A 16,315-nucleotide genomic window follows, 5' to 3' on the forward strand; every position below is an offset into this window, starting at 1 on the left:
GGCTTACGGCGCCTGTTTGACAAGCCCAAGTATCGGCAGCGGAACGCTATCGAACGGCTATTTGGTTGGTTGAAGGAGCACCGCCGCCTGGGTACGCGCTATTGCAAGCTAGCGGAAAGCTTCGCTGCGATGGTCACGCTGGCTTGCTGGCGGCGGTGTTTACGACATTACTTTTCGTACAGGGCCTAGGCTTGTGGGTAAAGCGCTCGAGTAAGAAAAACCTCAAGTGAGAGATGAGATCCTCAGACCTCGCCTCGGCGAACTCGTACCACTCATCGTCACTGGCACCTATAGCGGGAAGCGTCAGCATCGTTTTGCTCCTAGCCTAGGGGAAGAAGATCGAAGTGTAGGTGGCAATCACGTAGCCCACCCAACCTCCTTGTCTGTCAGGAAAAACAAGTGATTGGCGACAAATCCAATTACCGTTCAATTACCCAAAAATTACCTTTTTCAAAATCGCTGTAGCCCTTTATTTACATGGCCTCCAGAGCTTTTTCGAGACCCAATTACCAAAATTACCATTTTTTGATGGGTCAACCTGAAACGGGATTTCCCCTACTGGGGAGGTCCCGGCGAGGTGACGTATACATCTACTCTGGGAACACTCTGGGAACAAAATCACTCGAAAACGCACTCTGCACCCCATGGAAATCAAGGCCTCCAGCCAGGTCGGTGTGATTTTGTTGAGTTCGAATCTCTACGCTTCCGCCATATTTGAAGCCCTGACATTGTTAGGGCTTTTTGCGTTTTTGGAGTTGGGAATTGTCCGGGGGGCGTACTTGGAGGTGCGGGCGAGGGGCTTTTGATCGCATGTGGGCGGGCAAGTGGCTGGCGATAGCCTTGCAGCGTTTTTGAGATCGAGCGCCGCCCGCGCGGCGCAAGCCCGCTCCCACATCTATTTCGGGCCAATCACTCCTGCGCCATTGCCTGGTTCGCCCTGTTTGCACAACGCTGTTTGCGCGTGGTCGCTGCAGCCGTCTCACCTTACTTGAGGCATGCGCCAAGGCGTACAGCCGCGGCGGCACTGGCATAACTGGCCCGAAACAGATGTGGGAGCGGGCTTGTCCCGCGATGCGCCGCGCGGGCGGCGCTCGATCTCATAGGCGCTGCATCTCTCTCGGCCAACATCTCATTCCGGGGCCGAATAGGCTGCTTTCGGGCGAATGTCGCTGAACTGGAATTGGCTGATACGTCCGGCCAGCGCCTGGTCACCAGCTGCAACTGCTTCCTTCACTGCTTCCTCTCGGGCATCGGCCCATCGATGAAGAAGCATCGGTGCCGTTACACGTTTGCCGTTATCAGTTAGCGCTAGGTATGGCGAGCCATGCGGAGCATTGCGCTCCAGGATCTTTCTGATCAGCGCACCCAAGCTGCTCTCTACTCCGTCCACCTCAAGCATGTTCCGCAACTTCTTTTGGGTCTTCTTCTGCTTTACGCCGAGGGCCTTGCGCACTGTGGCGGCGATCATCAAACGCTGGGCACCGGAGATAGAGAACGACACCGATGCCTACATCCGCACAGTGGCGCAGCGCTGTGGCCTTGCCCCGAGCGATCCGATCAAGGACATCAAGAACCAGCAAGTCCTGGGCGGCCTGGTGCATGGGATCACCAAGCACGAGAACGCGAACCACGAGTGCCCACCGGCCGTATTCGCGGAAGGCCCGCGGAGGGCGTTAGCGTGAATAGTTGGGGCGTGCGGGTGGTCGCACTGCTAGGGGTAGTCGGGTCGTATCGGCTTGTCTACCAGCACGGTCGATCTGTGGAGCGTGCCGAGGCCATAGCGGCATCAGCGCAGCGGCGATCGCCTGGCTGAAGTGCTGGGCGAGCGCGGGGAGCGGGTAAAGGAGCAACAGAGCGTCGATGCGCAAGAGGAGGTGAGGGTTCATGCTCAGGAACAACGACCGATTGCTGAAGGCGCTGCTGCTGGGGCTGATGCTGCTGGCCAGCGGCTGCGTGACAAGGCCAGCAAGCTCGCTACCACCATCAGTTACCCCGGCCAGGATTCTGCCACTGTCGCTCGAAGCGAGGCAGCCCGACGTGCCGCAATGGTGCTCTCCGACTTGCTCGCACGGGCTGATGCTCGAGCGGGAGAGCTGGCGGCAGCGTTTGACCGCGCCAGAATAGCTGGGCTTGCCTGTGAGAAATCTTATAATGCCTCGGTTAAGCCGCCTGGATAGGCTTCGGCCATCCGAGGGGGTATCAAGGTGTGAGTATTTGGTCTGCTCAGGTCGAAAGGACGTCGTCGATGCGTAGTTTGTTCATGTGTGCTGCACTGTGTTTGTCAGCCGTTGCCCAAGGTTCGAATTTTGAAATGGACAGTGCAAAGCCGCAGGTACTGAAAGTGGATCGTTGTGCGAATGCTGCGTTTATTGCTGTATCCATTTTGGAAGATAGTGATGATGGAGTTAAACAACAGCTCGCATTAACGGGCGCTTTGCAGGGGCTGAGCAAAGGTAGGCTGGGAGAGGCAACACCTACTGCGCTGGAGCTGAAGGTCACCCATCAGTATGCCTATCGAGAGTCTATTGGCATGACTCGCCCCTTCGGCAAGCGTGAACATGACTGGCTGATCGCCCAAGCGGCAGGGGGATGTGTCATGTGGATGCCGCTTGAGGGGTAGGACCTAAACCCAATCGGGTCGGAAATGGCCAGCCCGACCCGCTCAAGCTTCAAGACAAGGCGCTAAGCATCAGATTCTATCTGTACTGGCTGAAGATCGGGGCAACTACTAGCGTCCAAGAGCAGTGGGAGGAGGCCGAGTTTCCTGGTGGCGATGCTTTCTCTAGATCGGCACTCAAAGAAACGCTGGAGGGCACATGGTGGGTTGTGGGACTGGCCGATTTCATCGCGGCACCACAGCAAACTGCTGAACTGATCAGTAGGTTTGTTTCCTATCCCGAACGCTGAGCCGGATCAGCTAAGCAAACGATGGAAGAATTGGAGGCTGGTACGGCGGGGTGAGTGGTGTAAGGAGGACGGTCACTTGCCTTGGAGTACCAGAGCCAGTTCGCGCCGAATTTTTCCATGCTTCTCCTCTACGTAGAGGGGAGCCGATTCCCAGTCGTAAAACCATGCGGGCATTCTGCGTTTTTCGTCCGGCTCGTTCGCATGGCGAGGAAATAGGTGGCAATGCAGCTCGGGCTCGGAGTTTCCAAGGATTTCATAGTTGATCCGCAGGGCTCCAGTAACCTGTAGCAGCGCATCTCCAAGTCGAGCCATGTCGAGGAGGTAAGCCGCCCTGGATTCTGAGTCCAGATCGTTCAGGCTGGGTACCACAGGGTCAGGCAGCAAGAGGCAATAGCCTTCGAGAAATTGCACATCGCCCATCACCGCCCAGCCTGATTGCATTCTGCAGATTACTTTGTCGTTAGCGCCGTTACGCGCCAGTTCCACACGCTGTGTGATCAGAGACATCTGCTCAGTCCACAATAAAGAGCTTGGCCCCAGTAGCCGTCGATGACCGGTGCGCCTCCGCATCGTCCCCCACTTGATAGCTCATGCCCGGCTGCAAGGTGAAAGTCCGACCATCCTCCAACTCGGTGTCCAGCCGACCTTCCAGGCAGAACAGGATATGACCCTTCCGGCACCAATGATCGGCCACATATCCTGGGGTGTACTCAACCCATCGAACCCGAACGTCCCCAAACAGACAGGTTCGCCAATACGCCGTACCGTTCTCGCCCGGATAAGCGACAGGATCAATCTTTGACCAGTCCGTGGTACCAAACGGGATTGCTGTCAGCTCCATGACAACCTCGCAGAAACAGTGAGGCCTGAACCGTACCGATGAAATCGCTCTGCCAATAGACACAGACCGCTGGGAATTTGGACATACAGACAGTCCAGCGAACCTGCCTCAGGGGCCAAGCTGCTTGAGAACTGCCGCCACAATCGCTTCCGGCCTGTCTTCCTGCATCAGGTGGCCTGAATTCTCTACTCGGACGCAGGGCTGTCGGGAGATAAGCCCAGCAAGACGCTCCCCTTGGGAATAGGGAATCCAGGCGTCCTCCGAGCCCCAAAGCACCGATACGGGGCAATCCAGCTTCCCGTATAGCGGTTCGATTTCGTCGGTGTAGCGCTGATTCATCTGTGCGATCTGCCTGTAGAAGGCCGCCTGGCCAATCGGCCCCAGCCATGGGGCGCTGTAAGCTTGCAGGGCTTCGTCACTGAGGGTATTGGCCGCAGCGGTTTGCAGATAGGCTGCCAGCAGCGCCCGGTGCATGTAGTCGGGCATCCCGGCAAAGGCGGCCTCATGTTGACGGACATGCTGAACGAAAGGAGAGCCCCAGGGTGCCAGGGCTACGGCATCGAAAATGGTGAGGGACGCATAGCGCAGACCGTTCAGGTAGTACGCACGCAGCGCTGTCGCGCCTCCAAAATCATGGGCCAGGACGTCAGGGCGCTCGATGCCCCATTCCTCGAAAAGCGCAGCCATGACGTTGTTCTGCATCGCCAATGAAACGTCCTGGCCCTCTCTCATTTCAGACAGGCCATAGCCAACCAGGTCGAAGTAATACACGGTTCTGCGGTCAGCGAGATGAGGTATGACGCGCCTCCATACCTGCGAAGAGAAGGGGGTGCCATGGATGGCAACCAGCGGCGTGCCGGTCCCCATTTTCCCCCATCTGACGGTGTTGCCTTCGATGCTCGATGCGTAGGGTAGATCCAACATGGGCTCACCTCACATTGTCATTTAGCTAAATGACTATATGATGCAGGCATGGACAGATCAATACAGATGAAAGCGATGAGCAGTGAGGTTCGCATGGCGATCCTTCGTCTGCTCGCAGCACCTCGTGACCACTTCGCTGAACAATGGTCGGCAGACCCCGTCGAGTTAGGCGTCTGCATGACCCTTATCGCAAGTGCGCTGGGTATCGCCCAGCCAACAGCGAGCCGGCACCTTGAGATTCTCAAGCAGGCGGGGTTCATCTCGGTTTCAAAGCAGCAAAAATGGTCGTACTGCAAGCGTAACGATGCCGAGATTCTCGAGTACTTGGAGTGGCTCAGGCTTGAGTTGGCGCCGGGTGGATGTGTCTAGCAATTTTGGTTTGCTGGTGCCGCGCAGCACCGCAGGCGATCCGCTTCACCGCAGAACAAACAAGGAGAGTGAGTGCCAATGGGCAAAAGGTTGGAAAAGGTCCGAGAGTGGCTCACGCCACGCAGGCGCATCTGGGCAGGCGTAGGTCTGTTAGCCGCGTTTTTTTTGATTCCGGCAGTCAGCTCAGGAACGACGGTGGATTGGCTGATAGGGCCAGCAGCCGTTCTCCTCATAGGCGGCATCATGCCCGAGCCGACCAGAAGACAATAAGGCGTTGGCGGCTCGGGCATTTAGAGCGAGCATGGCGGACTGGCCCGCCATGCGCTCAAGCCTCCGGAACCCCTTTCTCCCAAACCGCCCAATTCTTCAGAATCTCCTGCACCAGCGGATTCCCAGTCCGATAAAGATTCTCCAGCGCCGGAACAAAACCGCCCTGGTCTGCATACTCGAGCAGGTTCTCAACCTCGCTGCCCCCAGGCTCAGGCCGATCAAAGTCAGACCCCGCCCGCACCACCGCCACCCGCTGCACATCCACCAACCCTTCACGACTGGCCCGCAGCAGCGCTTCATAGGTGGAGTTATCTTCCTGCTGAGTCGTGCAGTACTCCCCCTTGTTATCCGTCAGCAACCGAGTCCAGACCTCGGCCCGCTCACTCAAGCGCGTCCCGGAAAACCAGGTGTTGCCCGCCACGGTGTCGCACCGGGTCACCACCGGCGGCTGGTTGGCCGGCGCCATCGGGTACTTGAGCCGCCAGGCCGCCGATTCCTTGCTCTCGCTCAGGCTCACCCCGTGTGACAGGGCATAGGCCTTGGCCTGCAGCTTCGGATTGAGCTCGAAGACCTCGGTCTTGTAGTCCAACGGCGGCTTCTCGTTCGGGCCCTTGGTGTTGATCCCCAGGTAGCCCGTCGGCCAGTCCTTGGGCGCATCCCGCGAGTCCAGTTCCCACTGGGTGCCGAACTCCACCAGGTAATGGGCCCAGGCGGTGGTGCCGAGGGTCCCGTGCTTCGGGTTGATCCCGGCAATCCCCGCGACCAGGAAGTAGCTCTTGCGCAGGTCGAACTTCGGCGACAGTGCCAGTGCCAGGGTCGAGGCCGCGGCGTTGGTCTGGCCCATGCCGGTCACCAGCAGGCAGACGTCCTGACTGTTGCAGCGTACCACCGGATACTCTGCCGACAGGCCCGGCACACGCACCTCCTGCTGCAGCTCCAGGCGCTCGATCCAGTGCTGGGCCTCGGGGGCGAACATGGCGATCAGCATCACCTTGGGCTTGATCGGCGGCGCGGCAGTCTCGCCAGCCTGGGCTGTCGAGGTGAGCAGGATGCCGCAGGCCAGGCCCACGGCGAGGGAAAGACGGTGCATCGGGTGCATGCGAGCCTCCATGGCGCAAGTGATCAGAACTGGTAGCCGACCCCGGCGTAATACCCCCAGCCATCGGACCGGCCGCGGAAATCGCCGTCGCCGAAATTCAGCTGGCTGCCGTCCTGCCAGTTGCCGCCATTGTGGAAATGGCGGCCCACCAAGGTGAAGCGCAGGTGGGTGAAGGCGTACAGCAACACGTTGGTGGATACCGTGGCATTGGCCGTGCGGTTGGGGTTGTCCTTGTGCAGGTCCGAGCCGAAATCGAAGTTGGTGAAGCCGATATAGGTCAGCGAGGCGCCGTTGTCGAACTTGCCGAGGGGCACGATGTACTTGAGCTGGGCCCGGTAGCCATCCCACGAGTACTCGTTGCTGGCGCCATAGTTTTCCCACTGGTAGCGGCCATAGAAGTTGGCCGACAGGTTGACCCGCGAATGGGTATCGATGTCGGTGCCCAGGCCGCTGTACAGGGTGTTGGCGCGGTTGGCGCTGTTGCTGCCGTGGTCGTAGATCCAGTCGAAGGCTACGTACCACTCCTTGAACGGGCCGACGGCCAGGCTGCGGCCGGCCAGGTAGTCGATGGAGATCCGCGGCTCGTGCTCCATGAACAGCGGCGAGCCGTGGTCCCACGCGCCTTTGTCATGGCTGTTGCCGATGTCGAGGATCTTCGGGATGTCGATGTAGCCGTACAGCTCGAACGGCCCCTTGCGGCCGAAGTACTCGTATTCCAGGTAGATATCGTCGACAGGGCGGGGGCCGAAACTGATGTCCTTGGTGCCGATCAGGGTGAAGTTCTGGTTGTACCAGTCCGACAGGTAGGGCCCCGATTTGGCCGGTGCGGCGGCGGGGCTCAGGGTCTCGCCCTGGGCTGACTCGCTGGGGGGATTGTCCTGGGCCTGGGTGGTGACGCTGAGTAGTCCCGTAACAGCGCCCAGTAGCAGTTTGGCAGCCAGGGAGGAGCGGGCCGTTACGGAGAAAGACGGTCGGTGCATTGAAAATCCTTGTTCATGCGGGGGTAAGCCCCTGGGGGCTGCTATGTGTCGAGAGCTGCGGCGATTGTTCGTTCAATGGCTCTGAGCAAACGTTTGCATAGTCTGTACCAGATCACCCGAGGTCGTTGAAATAAAAGCCGATTCGGCGTTTGGGCTGATCTTTTGGTTAGGAAAACGCCCTGAAAGTGGGCAGGGGGAGCACGCATGATCGAATTGAGGGGCCAGATGTTCCTGCCTCGCATCAACCCGCTCGATTGAAATAATCCAGCAAAAAATGGGTTCTAGGATGGCCGCCGCCCACGGACGGCATGTGTGCCGAGCCGCTGACGTGTTGCACCATTTGAGTCTCGCAAGGAGAACGCAGGATGAGATCGACCATGATCAAGCGGCTGCACCTGGGGATACTGACCGCGCTGTTGGCGGTCTCGGCAGAGTCCGTCGCGCAGGCGCTTGTCCAGGCACCGGCGGGGCCGGTCCAGGGTGTCGTCATCGACAACGTGGCCGTCTACAAGGGCTTGCCCTACGCCCAGGCGCCGATCGGCCCGCTGCGCTGGCGGGCGCCAGTGGCCCTGGCGGCCTGGACGCAGACGCGTGTCGCGGACGATTTTGCCGCTGCCTGCCCTCAGCCAAGGCCGACCGGCCCGAGCCTTTACGCGCCAGCGCTGCCCAAGATGTCCGAGGACTGCCTGTACCTCAACATCTGGACGCCGCCGAAGGTCGAGAAGGCGCCGGTCATGGTCTGGATCCACGGTGGCAGCCTGATGGCGGGTGCCGGCAGCGACGACCTCTATGATGGTGCGGCGCTGGCCGCCCAGGGTGTGGTTGTGGTGACGATCAACTACCGTCTCGGCGTGCTGGGCTACCTGGCCCATCCTGAACTGAGCGCCGAGAACCTTGAGGGTATTTCGGGCAACTATGGCTTGCTGGATCAGATCCAGGCGCTGAAGTGGGTGCGCGACAACATCGCGGCTTTTGGCGGTGATCCGTCGAATGTGAGCATCGTCGGGGAGTCCGCCGGTGGTCTCAGCGTGCTCTACCTGATGGCTTCGCCCCAGGTGCGAGGGCTGTTCCACAAGGCGGTGGCACAGAGCGCCTACATGATCTCCACGCCCGAGTTGCAACGCGCCAGCCATGGCGATGTGCCGGCGCAGGAGAGCGGTCGGCGATTGGCGCAGCGCCTGAAGCTGGATATCGCGGGCCTGCGCAAGATGGAGGCGATGGCGCTGGTCAGGGCCGCCGAGGCCATCCGCTTCATGCCATCGGGGACTGTCGATGGCAAGATTCTGCCGCGCCAGTTGGTCGATACCTTCAACCGTGGCGAGCAGGCACCGGTACCGCTGCTGGCGGGCTTCAATGATGGCGAGATCCGCTCGTTGCCGTTCCTGGCGCCTCCGGCTCCGGCCACAGCGCAGGCGTATGAAGCTACCATCCGCGCACGGTATGGGGATCTTGCCGATGCGTTCCTGCGTCAGCATCCGTCATCCGCGATGACAGAAAGTGTCCAGACTGCCGTTCGGGATGCCATGTACGGCTGGACGGCCGAGAAGCTGGTGCGCACACAGACCGAACTTGGCCAGCCTGCCTACTTCTATTACTTCGATCACGCCTACCGCGCGACGAACGAAGCCAAGCTCCACGGGTTCCATGCGGCGGAAATCCCCTACATTTTCGCGACCTTCGACCGCACGCCGGCCGCTTGGCCGCGCCCGCCGCTGACCCGTGGCGAAGCGCGTTTCAGCGAAGCCATGAGCCAATACTGGGTTTCGTTCATCCGTACGGGCCAGCCGCGGGCCGAGGGGCAGGCGCAATGGCTGCCTTATGGGCAAGACCGCAATTACCTGGCCTTCGAGGACGTTCCTCGAGCAGGCCGACATCTGGCGCAGGGCATGTTCGAGTTGAACGACGAGGTGGTGTGCCGTCGCTTCAAGGAGGGCGGCGTACCCTGGAACTGGAATGTCGGGCTGCGGGCGCCTTCGGCAATGCCGCCTGGCTGCTGACCCCGCTTCGGGGCTGAGCGATGGGGTTGCGGTGTGTCTGCACGAGCGGCGCCTATCCATCGCCATCTGCCGGGCATCAGTTCACTGCAATGTCTCGGGCTTCCTCCCCTTGGAGGCCTCCTTCAATCCCTGCTCCATCCGCCCGATTATCTGCGCCAGTATCGCCGCTCTTTCCTGCTCTCCCGACGCTTTCATCCGTGCATGATCCCGCCGCAGGTTCAGCAGGCATTTCTGCAGTCCAAGCGCCGAGCTGTCGTAGTTGTCCATGTTGTTCTCGCTGGCCGTGGGCATCCGTGCCGTTGTAGGAAAGGCTCGACGGTATCAGGTCAATTCCCCAGCCAATACTGATTATTCATACACGGGATCACAAACCCGTAGAAGCGTCCTACAGCGACAAAAGAGGCGTCCTACAGGATAGCCAGGGTGAATGTTTCGGCATGCGTCCGTTCATTTTGCGGCAGGCCCCGGAGTACAAGGCCTGCCGCGGAACAGAGGGGTCGCAGAGGCAATCCGCGCATCCCGGCACCCGACACGCGCCGCCGAAACGATATGTTGCAATTGCCCTTACAGATGGTCCGCATCCACCACGGCCTTGACGAACGCCTCGGGCGCCTCCTGCGGCAGGTTGTGGCCGACGCCGCCGCTCACCAGGCGGTAGGCGTACTTGCCGGTGAAGCGCTTGGCGTAGGCCTCGGCCGGTGGATGCGGCGCGCCGTTGGCATCGCCTTCGAGGGTGATGGTGGGCACGCCGATGGCGGGGAAGGTCGCCAGCTTCGCCTCCAGTGGGTCGTAGCGGGTCTCCCCCTGGGCCAAGCCGAGCCGCCAGCGGTAGTTGTGCACGGTGATGGCGACCTGGTCGGGGTTGTCCAGGGCCTTGGCGCTGCGCTCGAAGGTGGCGTCGTCGAAGGCCCACTGCGGCGAGGCGGTCTGCCAGATCAGCCGGGCGAAGGCGTGGCGGTTGCTGTCGTAGCCGGCGCGGCCGCGCTCGGTGGCGAAGTAGTACTGGTACCACCACTGCAGTTCGGCGCTGGGCGGCAGCGGGGCCTTGGCGGCTTCCTGGCTGCTGATCAGGTAGCCGCTGACCGACACCAGCGCCTTGACCCGCTCGGGCCACAGGGCCGAGACGATATCGGCGGTGCGCGCGCCCCAGTCGAAGCCGCCGAGCACGGCGCGCTTGATCCCCAGGGCGTCCATGAAGGCGATGACGTCGCTGGCCAGGGCGGCGGGCTGGGCATTGCGCGGGGTGTTCGCGGAGAGGAAACGGGTGTCGCCGTAGCCGCGGGCGTAGGGCACCAGCACCCGGTAGCCCTGGGCGGCCAGTTGCGGCGCCACCTGCTCGTAGCTGTGGATGTCGTAGGGCCAGCCATGCAGGAGGATCACCACCGGGCCGTTGACGGGGCCTTGTTCCACGTAGGCGACATCCAGCACGCCGGCCTGGACATGCTTGAGCGGACCGAAGGGGGTTGCCTGGTGGGGTGCGGCGGGCGCGCTGGCTTCCTCGGCCTGGCCTGGGGCGGCGGCCAGCAGGGCCAGGGGCAGCAGGGCGCAGGCGAGCAGGGCTGAGCGGTTTAGGCGGTTGGCGGTGGCGAACATGGTGCATCTCCTTGGCGGGCCATCGGTGTGGGCTGGATGGCGTGTAGTTAAGGAGGTGGCTGTGTCCGGGGTGTGTCGGGTGGTGGTGGGGTGGACGTTTGTGTGTATCAGGAGGCGGTTGGTACACAGAAAGCTACAAAAGGGCAGGGCTTCGTGAGCAGTTTCAGCTATCGGCGTGGGAGCGGGCTCGCTAGCCCGATAAATCAGAGCGTTGGGCGTTCTTGGGTTTCATCGTTCGCCTGGGCCTGCAGCCAACGCACCACCTGCTCGGCGGCCGAGCCTGCCTGCGGCGCATGGTCGGCGAGCAGATGGAAGCCGGCATCGCTGTTCAGCTCATGGCCCTCCAGGGCCAGCACCAAGGTGCCGGCCTTGAGGGCATTTTCCACCAGCAGGCGGGGCACCAGGGCGATGCCCATGCCTTGCTCGGCGGCCTCGATGGCGAGGATGGTCTGGGAGAACACCGGGCCGCTGAAGCGCGTGCCGGGCAGCGCGTAGTGATCGAACCAGCGCTTCCAGTTGTTGTGGCTGTCAGAGATCAGCGGCTGCTGCGCAAGATCCGCGGCTTGCCGCCAAGGGCGCTCGCCGCGCAACGCTGGTGCGCACACCGGCACCGCCACGCCGGGCAGCAGGGGCAGGGCGTAGGCGTCGGCGAAGGGCGGCGCTCCCCAGCGCACGGCCAGGTCCACGGCGCCCTTGCCGCTCAACGGGCGGGTACTGTCGGAGGCATCGATCATCAGTGCCACCTGCGGGTGGGCCTGGGCCAGCAGGCCCAGGCGCGGGATCAGCCAGCGGCTGGCGAAGGCGGGAGTGGTGCTGAGCAGGATCTGCCGGGGATCGCGCTGGCTGTCGCGCTCCAGCAGTTCGCCGGTGGCGTCCTCGATGATGTCCAGCGCCAGGCGCACGCGGGTCAGGTAGTCGGCGCCGTCCCGGTTGGGCCGCAGGCCCCGGGGCAGGCGCTCGAACAGTGGGCGACCGAGCTTGTCCTCGAGGGTGCGTACCTGCTGGGCGACGGCGCCGGGGGTGACGTGCAGCTCGTCGGCGGCGGCGCGGAAGCTGCCCAGGCGGGCGGCGGCCTCGAAGGCCACCAGGTGGTTGACGATGGCTGGGGCGTTGCGTCGCTTGGGCGCGCTCATCCAGTAGATTTCCTGCAGGCTGCTGCCAGTATTTGTGATTGGTGCGGTCAGCCGGATTCTGGCTTCATGGGCCTACTTGATCAACTCCCCGAAGGAGCAGCGTATGTCTTCGCAGAAAGTCGCAATTATTACCGCAGGTGGCAGTGGCATGGGCGCCGAGGCCGCGCGGCGGCTGGCCGCCGATGGCTTCAGGGTGGCCATTTTGTCGTCGTCCGGCAAGGGCGAGGCGCTGGCGGCCGAGCTGGGCGGGATCGGCGTGACCGGCTCCAACCAGTCGGTAGAAGACCTGCAGCGTCTGTTGGATACCGTGGTGCAGCAATGGGGGCGGGTCGATGTGCTGGTCAACAGCGCAGGCCACGGCCCGCGTGCGCCGGTTCTCGAGCTGACTGACGACGACTGGCACCGTGGCATGGAGGTGTACTTCCTCAACGTGGTGCGCCCGACCCGCCTGGTGACGCCGATCATGCAGCGCCAGGGCGGCGGCGCCATCGTCAACATCTCGACCTTCGCCACCTTCGAGCCGGATCCGGCGTTCCCCACCTCCGGGGTGTTCCGCGCCGGGCTTGCGGCCTTCACCAAGCTGTTCGCCGACCGTTACGCAGCCGAGAACATTCGCATGAACAACGTGCTGCCGGGCTTTATCGACAGCCTGCCGGAGAAAGCGGAATTCCGTAGTCGGATTCCCATGGAGCGGTACGGCAAGGCCGAGGAAATAGCGGCCACTGTCGCCTTCCTGGCCTCCGAGGGCGCGGGCTACATCACCGGGCAGAACCTGCGGGTCGATGGCGGCATCACCCGTTCGGTGTAACTGGCGTGGCGGGCATACAGCTGGGCGGCGACTTCCGTTAGCATGTCGCCCCTGTTTCCCGCTATCCGGATCCGCCCCATGAGCACCCTGATGTTCCGCCAGGCCACGGCAACCGACGTGGACCGTTGCTACCAGATCGAAACCAGCGCCTACGAAGGCGACGAGGCCGCCACCCGCGAGAAGATCGCCACGCGCATCGCCCAGTACCCGGAGGGCTTCCTGGTGCTGGAGGCCGATGGCCAGGTGATCGGCTTCATCAACAGCGGCTGCGCCGAGCAGGTGGTTATGTCGGACGAGGCCTTCAAGGAGCTGGTCGGGCATGATCCGCTGGCACCCAACGTGGTGATCATGTCGGTGGTGCTCGACCCTGCGTACCAGGGCCTGGGCCATGCCAGCCGGCTGATGGCACGTTTCGTCGAACAGATGCGCGAGCGCGGCAAGGCGACCATTCACCTGATGTGCAAGGAGCGGCATGTCGGGCTGTACGAGAAGATGGGCTACGCCTATGTACGCCCGTCGGCCTCCGATCATGGCGGCATGGCCTGGCACGAAATGATCATGGTGCTCTGAAGGGCCTTCGACTAGCATCGACGCTTTTCGCAGCCAGGGAGAGGCCTGTGAACTACGTCGTGATTGCCGCACACCGCAGTGAGTATCCTGCGCCCATCACCTTCGCCCGAGGCACGCTGCTGGACATCGGCCAGCGTTACGAGGGTGACGAGCACTGGGAGGACTGGTACCTGTGCAGTTGCCAGGGCCAGGAGCCAGGCTGGGTGCCCGGCCAGCTCATCGAGCGGCTTGGCGTTGGCCGGGGCAGGGCAGTGGAGGCCTATTCGGCCCATGAGCTGGACGTCGACCCCGGCCAGTCGCTGGAGGGCCTGCGCCCCCTGAACGGCTGGCTCTGGTGCCGTCGGGCTGGCAACGGGGAGCTGGGCTGGGTACCGCTGGCGAAGCTGCGCCTGCAGGACTGAGCTCAGGCCATGTCCAGTACGGCCGCGCTGTCGAGAATCCGCGCATAGTCCATGGCCAGGTTGCCCAGGGCCAAGGCATGGACGTCCTCCGCCGGCCACAACCGGCCCTGCAGGTCGTGCTGGTCGAAGGTGTAGCAGGCGTCGGCCACCACCACCGTATCGAACCCCAGGTTGCCCGCCGAGCGCGCGGTCGATTCCACCGAGTTGTTGGTGATCACGCCGACGATGACCAGTTGGCTGATGCCGCGCTGGTGCAGCCAGCGTTCAAGGCCACTGTTGCAGAAGGCATCGGGCACGTGTTTTTCGAACACGGTCTCGCTGGCCTGCGGGGTGAAGGCGGGCTGGAACTCGCAACCGGGTTGGCCTGGCCAGAACACCGAATCCGGATCGCGGGAGATGTGCCGCACGTGTATCACCGGACGGGTGCTTGCGCGCCAGGCGGCGAGCAGTTCGCTGATGCGCTGTTCGGCTTCGGGGTTGTTGCGACGGCCCAGGCGTGGGTGGTTGATGCCGTTCTGCATGTCGATGATCAGCAAGGCGGCGTTGCTGGCGGGCGCGGTCATCTCCGGTAGTTCTCCTTGTCTGGGCTTCGGACCGTAGCACAGGTGTGTTGCCTGCGCAGAGGTCATCGTGGGGCAAGCCCGCTCCCACGCCGATCGCATTAACCTCGCGTCGTTTACCCGTGGGAGCGGGTTTGCCCCGCGATGGGAGAAATCATCATCTGATATGCTTTTTTTCCACGAACCTGAATCTGTAACCGTATCAGCCGCTGCCGGACAATACGTCCAGGCCCAGCCTTCCAACCCGGTGTGCGCTGGGCAGGCTGCCCCGCTGCACTGCCGCAGCGGCCAGCCCCGCCGTTACGTCATCACACTGTAGAGGTTCCGATGGGCAAGCTCGCGCTGTTTCTGGGTGGTTTTCTGCTGCTGACTATCATGATTGGCCTGCTGGGCACCATTCCGCCAAGCTGAGCCGTAAAATTTTCCTGTCCCGGCCCGCCTGGCGCAATGGCGGGCCAGACCCTTCCCCTAGGTTTTCCCGCCTCTTGGCCGCAGTCGTCTAGACAAGCGGTAGCTGCAAGTCGTTCTCAAGTACAAGTCGCTCGTGTAATCTCCCGCCCCCAATCCCAGGGCCCGGGTACACGGGCCGTTTACTTGCCTTGGAGACAATACACACTATGGAATGCAAGAAAGGCACTGCAGCGATGCTGGAGTGGCGCGGTCGTTTTCTCGGTGAGGGCATCCTTCACGAAGCGGACTACGATCAGGCACTGCGCCGTGCCGAAGAGTTGGAGCGTTCCGGTGTGATCAGCGCAAGCGAATGGATCGAGTTGGTCAAGCTGGCCAATGCGGCGTTGCTGCGCTTGTAAAAATTCCTTCAAGGCTTGCAGAAACTGTCCACAAAAATCGTGGGTAGGTCTGTGGATAAAGCGCTACAGGCCATGGTTTTCAGGGCCTCTGTTAGATTGAGCAGAAATTGAGCAGCCCTGTTCAGGGCTGTTCAACACTCCGCGCGCCTGCCTCGCGCAGGGTCTGCAGCAGCTCACGGACCTTCGCCGGCAGGTCGCCGGCCGGGTACACGGCATGCATCTGCGGGTCCTGCCCGGTGCTGGATGTCAGGTGGTAGTCGGGGCAGACCCGCACCAGGCGCCCGGCCCGTACCTCCGGCTCCCCCAGCCAATCCGCCAGCCGGGCGATACCGGCCCCCGCCAGGGTACTTTGCAGCACCGCCACCCCCGAGCCCAGGCGCAGCCGTGGTCGCGGGCGCAGGCTGACGATGTGTCCGTCCTTGCTGAAATGCCAGGCCTTCAGGATGCGCGGCGCGGTGTGCAGGATCAGCGTATGCCGCTCCAGGTCTTCCAGTGCCTGCGGTGTGCCGGCCAATGCCAGGTACTGAGGGCTGGCGTAGAGATGGCGGCGGTAACGCCATAGTGGATAGCCGATCAGCTCGCTGGACTGCGGGAAGGCACCGCGGATCACGAAGTCCAGCTTGCTTTGCAACGGGTCGAAGGCCTGGTCGCCGTACTGTACGTCGAGGGTGACGTGGGGGTGGCGTCGGGCAAATTCGGCCAGCACCGCCGGCAGCACTTGCTGGGCCAGCACCTCGGGCGCGGCCAGGCGGATCCAGCCCTGGGCGTCGCCGGTCAGCGCCGCCAGTTCGTCGGCGGCGTCCCGTTGCACATCCAGCAAGCGTTCGGCGTGGGGCAGCAGCCGCTCGCCAGCTTCGGTCAGCGATACCGAGCTGGCGCTGCGGTTGAACAGCTTGGCGCCGCTGTTATCCTCCAAGGCCTGCACGGCCCGTGTTACCGCGCTGGGTGAGCGACCCAAGGCACGGGCGGCGCTGACGAAGCTGCGCTTGTGCGCGACGCTGACGAACGCCTGTATTTCACGCAGCATGTCCAGTGCCATCGCGGGGATCCTTAT

General features: G+C 62.5%; 20 protein-coding genes. 9 read left to right on the plus strand and 11 right to left on the minus strand.

The features are described 5' to 3' along the window. Positions 1–189: transposase (locus tag HU735_RS21285; RefSeq protein WP_186715153.1), on the plus strand; the 189-nt coding region annotated here is incomplete at its 5' end. Between the two features lie 940 nt (positions 190–1,129). On the opposite strand, the gene HU735_RS21290 is transcribed toward HU735_RS21285, so the two are convergent. Continuing rightward, a complete protein-coding gene (locus HU735_RS21290; RefSeq protein ID WP_186715155.1) occupies positions 1,130–1,501 on the minus strand; it encodes a hypothetical protein in 372 nt (123 codons plus the stop codon). Positions 1,502–1,814: 313 nt separating this feature from the next. On the opposite strand from HU735_RS21290, the gene HU735_RS21295 reads away from it, so the two are divergent. Both HU735_RS21295 and HU735_RS21300 read left to right on the plus strand, forming a co-directional pair. Continuing rightward, the gene (locus HU735_RS21295) at positions 1,815–2,177 is read left to right on the plus strand and encodes a DUF2514 family protein (RefSeq protein WP_346655377.1); all 363 of its coding nucleotides are present in this window, start codon (positions 1,815–1,817) and stop codon (positions 2,175–2,177) included. 68 nt (positions 2,178–2,245) lie between these two features. Beyond that, positions 2,246–2,620 (plus strand): hypothetical protein, encoded by a 375-nt coding sequence (locus HU735_RS21300; protein WP_238349873.1) that lies wholly within the window; start codon positions 2,246–2,248, stop codon positions 2,618–2,620. Between the two features lie 359 nt (positions 2,621–2,979). Here the strand turns inward: HU735_RS21300 and HU735_RS21305 are convergent, their stop codons facing one another. The 3 genes from HU735_RS21305 to HU735_RS21315 form a co-directional block, all read right to left on the minus strand. Next, positions 2,980–3,414 carry an HIT domain-containing protein gene (locus HU735_RS21305; RefSeq protein ID WP_186715157.1) on the minus strand — a complete coding sequence of 145 codons (435 nt, stop codon included), beginning with the start codon at positions 3,412–3,414 and terminating at the stop codon, positions 2,980–2,982. 4 nt (positions 3,415–3,418) lie between these two features. Next, positions 3,419–3,748 carry a DHCW motif cupin fold protein gene (locus HU735_RS21310; protein ID WP_186715159.1) on the minus strand — a complete coding sequence of 110 codons (330 nt, stop codon included), beginning with the start codon at positions 3,746–3,748 and terminating at the stop codon, positions 3,419–3,421. 108 nt (positions 3,749–3,856) lie between these two features. After that, complete coding sequence (locus HU735_RS21315; protein WP_186715161.1) at positions 3,857–4,672, minus strand: alpha/beta hydrolase; 816 nt, start codon at positions 4,670–4,672, stop codon at positions 3,857–3,859. 66 nt (positions 4,673–4,738) lie between these two features. On the opposite strand from HU735_RS21315, the gene HU735_RS21320 reads away from it, so the two are divergent. Next, complete coding sequence (locus tag HU735_RS21320) at positions 4,739–5,041, plus strand: metalloregulator ArsR/SmtB family transcription factor (protein WP_202888873.1); 303 nt, start codon at positions 4,739–4,741, stop codon at positions 5,039–5,041. A gap of 325 nt (positions 5,042–5,366) precedes the next feature. Here the strand turns inward: HU735_RS21320 and HU735_RS21325 are convergent, their stop codons facing one another. After that, on the minus strand, positions 5,367–6,410 hold the full coding sequence (locus HU735_RS21325; RefSeq protein ID WP_186715165.1) for a purine nucleoside permease: 1,044 nt from the start codon (positions 6,408–6,410) through the stop codon (positions 5,367–5,369). A 23-nt stretch (positions 6,411–6,433) separates the two neighbouring features. Then, entirely contained in the window at positions 6,434–7,390 is a 957-nt protein-coding gene (locus HU735_RS21330; protein WP_186715167.1) for a nucleoside-specific channel-forming protein Tsx, read from the minus strand. Between the two features lie 377 nt (positions 7,391–7,767). On the opposite strand from HU735_RS21330, the gene HU735_RS21335 reads away from it, so the two are divergent. Continuing rightward, on the plus strand, positions 7,768–9,387 hold the full coding sequence (locus HU735_RS21335) for a carboxylesterase family protein (protein ID WP_186715169.1): 1,620 nt from the start codon (positions 7,768–7,770) through the stop codon (positions 9,385–9,387). A gap of 81 nt (positions 9,388–9,468) precedes the next feature. On the opposite strand, the gene HU735_RS21340 is transcribed toward HU735_RS21335, so the two are convergent. From HU735_RS21340 to HU735_RS21350, 3 genes are all read right to left on the minus strand, one after another. After that, the gene (locus HU735_RS21340; RefSeq protein ID WP_052895982.1) at positions 9,469–9,654 is read right to left on the minus strand and encodes a hypothetical protein; all 186 of its coding nucleotides are present in this window, start codon (positions 9,652–9,654) and stop codon (positions 9,469–9,471) included. Between the two features lie 297 nt (positions 9,655–9,951). Further along, the gene (locus HU735_RS21345; protein ID WP_186715171.1) at positions 9,952–10,980 is read right to left on the minus strand and encodes an alpha/beta hydrolase; all 1,029 of its coding nucleotides are present in this window, start codon (positions 10,978–10,980) and stop codon (positions 9,952–9,954) included. Positions 10,981–11,183: 203 nt separating this feature from the next. Further along, the gene (locus HU735_RS21350) at positions 11,184–12,113 is read right to left on the minus strand and encodes a LysR substrate-binding domain-containing protein (RefSeq protein WP_186715173.1); all 930 of its coding nucleotides are present in this window, start codon (positions 12,111–12,113) and stop codon (positions 11,184–11,186) included. Positions 12,114–12,216: 103 nt separating this feature from the next. Here HU735_RS21350 and HU735_RS21355 point away from each other — a divergent pair, with 103 nt between their 5' ends. The 3 genes from HU735_RS21355 to HU735_RS21365 all read left to right on the plus strand — a co-directional run bounded on the left by HU735_RS21355 (position 12,217) and on the right by HU735_RS21365 (position 13,892). Then, positions 12,217–12,921: an SDR family oxidoreductase gene (locus tag HU735_RS21355; RefSeq protein ID WP_186715175.1), complete on the plus strand. Its 705-nt coding sequence runs from the start codon at positions 12,217–12,219 to the stop codon at positions 12,919–12,921. 78 nt (positions 12,922–12,999) lie between these two features. Continuing rightward, positions 13,000–13,491, plus strand: coding sequence for a GNAT family N-acetyltransferase (locus tag HU735_RS21360; RefSeq protein ID WP_186715177.1), 492 nt, complete (start codon positions 13,000–13,002; stop codon positions 13,489–13,491). Between the two features lie 47 nt (positions 13,492–13,538). Continuing rightward, a complete protein-coding gene (locus HU735_RS21365) occupies positions 13,539–13,892 on the plus strand; it encodes an SH3 domain-containing protein (protein WP_186715179.1) in 354 nt (117 codons plus the stop codon). Positions 13,893–13,894: 2 nt separating this feature from the next. Here the strand turns inward: HU735_RS21365 and HU735_RS21370 are convergent, their stop codons facing one another. Further along, positions 13,895–14,455 carry a cysteine hydrolase family protein gene (locus HU735_RS21370; RefSeq protein ID WP_186715181.1) on the minus strand — a complete coding sequence of 187 codons (561 nt, stop codon included), beginning with the start codon at positions 14,453–14,455 and terminating at the stop codon, positions 13,895–13,897. 614 nt (positions 14,456–15,069) lie between these two features. On the opposite strand from HU735_RS21370, the gene HU735_RS21375 reads away from it, so the two are divergent. Further along, entirely contained in the window at positions 15,070–15,261 is a 192-nt protein-coding gene (locus HU735_RS21375) for a hypothetical protein (RefSeq protein WP_028691846.1), read from the plus strand. Positions 15,262–15,382: 121 nt separating this feature from the next. Here HU735_RS21375 and HU735_RS21380 read toward each other — a convergent pair whose 3' ends face one another. Next, a complete protein-coding gene (locus HU735_RS21380; RefSeq protein ID WP_186715182.1) occupies positions 15,383–16,300 on the minus strand; it encodes a LysR family transcriptional regulator in 918 nt (305 codons plus the stop codon). Positions 16,301–16,315 lie beyond the last annotated feature (15 nt).

Source organism: Pseudomonas sp. BW16M2, assembly GCF_014268865.1.
Lineage (GTDB): Bacteria > Pseudomonadota > Gammaproteobacteria > Pseudomonadales > Pseudomonadaceae > Aquipseudomonas > Aquipseudomonas peradeniyensis.

What these genes read in the sequence shown, in the direction of transcription:
- HU735_RS21315 (WP_186715161.1), bottom strand. Translation starts at nt 4,672, where the DNA reads ATGTTGGATCTACCCTACGCATCGAGCATCGAAGGCAACACCGTCAGA.
- HU735_RS21325 (WP_186715165.1), bottom strand. Translation starts at nt 6,410, where the DNA reads ATGCACCCGATGCACCGTCTTTCCCTCGCCGTGGGCCTGGCCTGCGGC.
- HU735_RS21335 (WP_186715169.1), top strand. Translation starts at nt 7,768, where the DNA reads ATGATCAAGCGGCTGCACCTGGGGATACTGACCGCGCTGTTGGCGGTC.
- HU735_RS21350 (WP_186715173.1), bottom strand. Translation starts at nt 12,113, where the DNA reads ATGAGCGCGCCCAAGCGACGCAACGCCCCAGCCATCGTCAACCACCTG.
- HU735_RS21355 (WP_186715175.1), top strand. Translation starts at nt 12,217, where the DNA reads ATGTCTTCGCAGAAAGTCGCAATTATTACCGCAGGTGGCAGTGGCATG.
- HU735_RS21360 (WP_186715177.1), top strand. Translation starts at nt 13,000, where the DNA reads ATGAGCACCCTGATGTTCCGCCAGGCCACGGCAACCGACGTGGACCGT.
- HU735_RS21305 (WP_186715157.1), bottom strand. Translation starts at nt 3,414, where the DNA reads ATGTCTCTGATCACACAGCGTGTGGAACTGGCGCGTAACGGCGCTAAC.
- HU735_RS21380 (WP_186715182.1), bottom strand. Translation starts at nt 16,300, where the DNA reads ATGGCACTGGACATGCTGCGTGAAATACAGGCGTTCGTCAGCGTCGCG.
- HU735_RS21370 (WP_186715181.1), bottom strand. Translation starts at nt 14,455, where the DNA reads ATGACCGCGCCCGCCAGCAACGCCGCCTTGCTGATCATCGACATGCAG.
- HU735_RS21320 (WP_202888873.1), top strand. Translation starts at nt 4,739, where the DNA reads ATGAAAGCGATGAGCAGTGAGGTTCGCATGGCGATCCTTCGTCTGCTC.
- HU735_RS21310 (WP_186715159.1), bottom strand. Translation starts at nt 3,748, where the DNA reads ATGGAGCTGACAGCAATCCCGTTTGGTACCACGGACTGGTCAAAGATT.
- HU735_RS21340 (WP_052895982.1), bottom strand. Translation starts at nt 9,654, where the DNA reads ATGGACAACTACGACAGCTCGGCGCTTGGACTGCAGAAATGCCTGCTG.
- HU735_RS21330 (WP_186715167.1), bottom strand. Translation starts at nt 7,390, where the DNA reads ATGCACCGACCGTCTTTCTCCGTAACGGCCCGCTCCTCCCTGGCTGCC.
- HU735_RS21300 (WP_238349873.1), top strand. Translation starts at nt 2,246, where the DNA reads ATGCGTAGTTTGTTCATGTGTGCTGCACTGTGTTTGTCAGCCGTTGCC.
- HU735_RS21375 (WP_028691846.1), top strand. Translation starts at nt 15,070, where the DNA reads ATGGAATGCAAGAAAGGCACTGCAGCGATGCTGGAGTGGCGCGGTCGT.
- HU735_RS21345 (WP_186715171.1), bottom strand. Translation starts at nt 10,980, where the DNA reads ATGTTCGCCACCGCCAACCGCCTAAACCGCTCAGCCCTGCTCGCCTGC.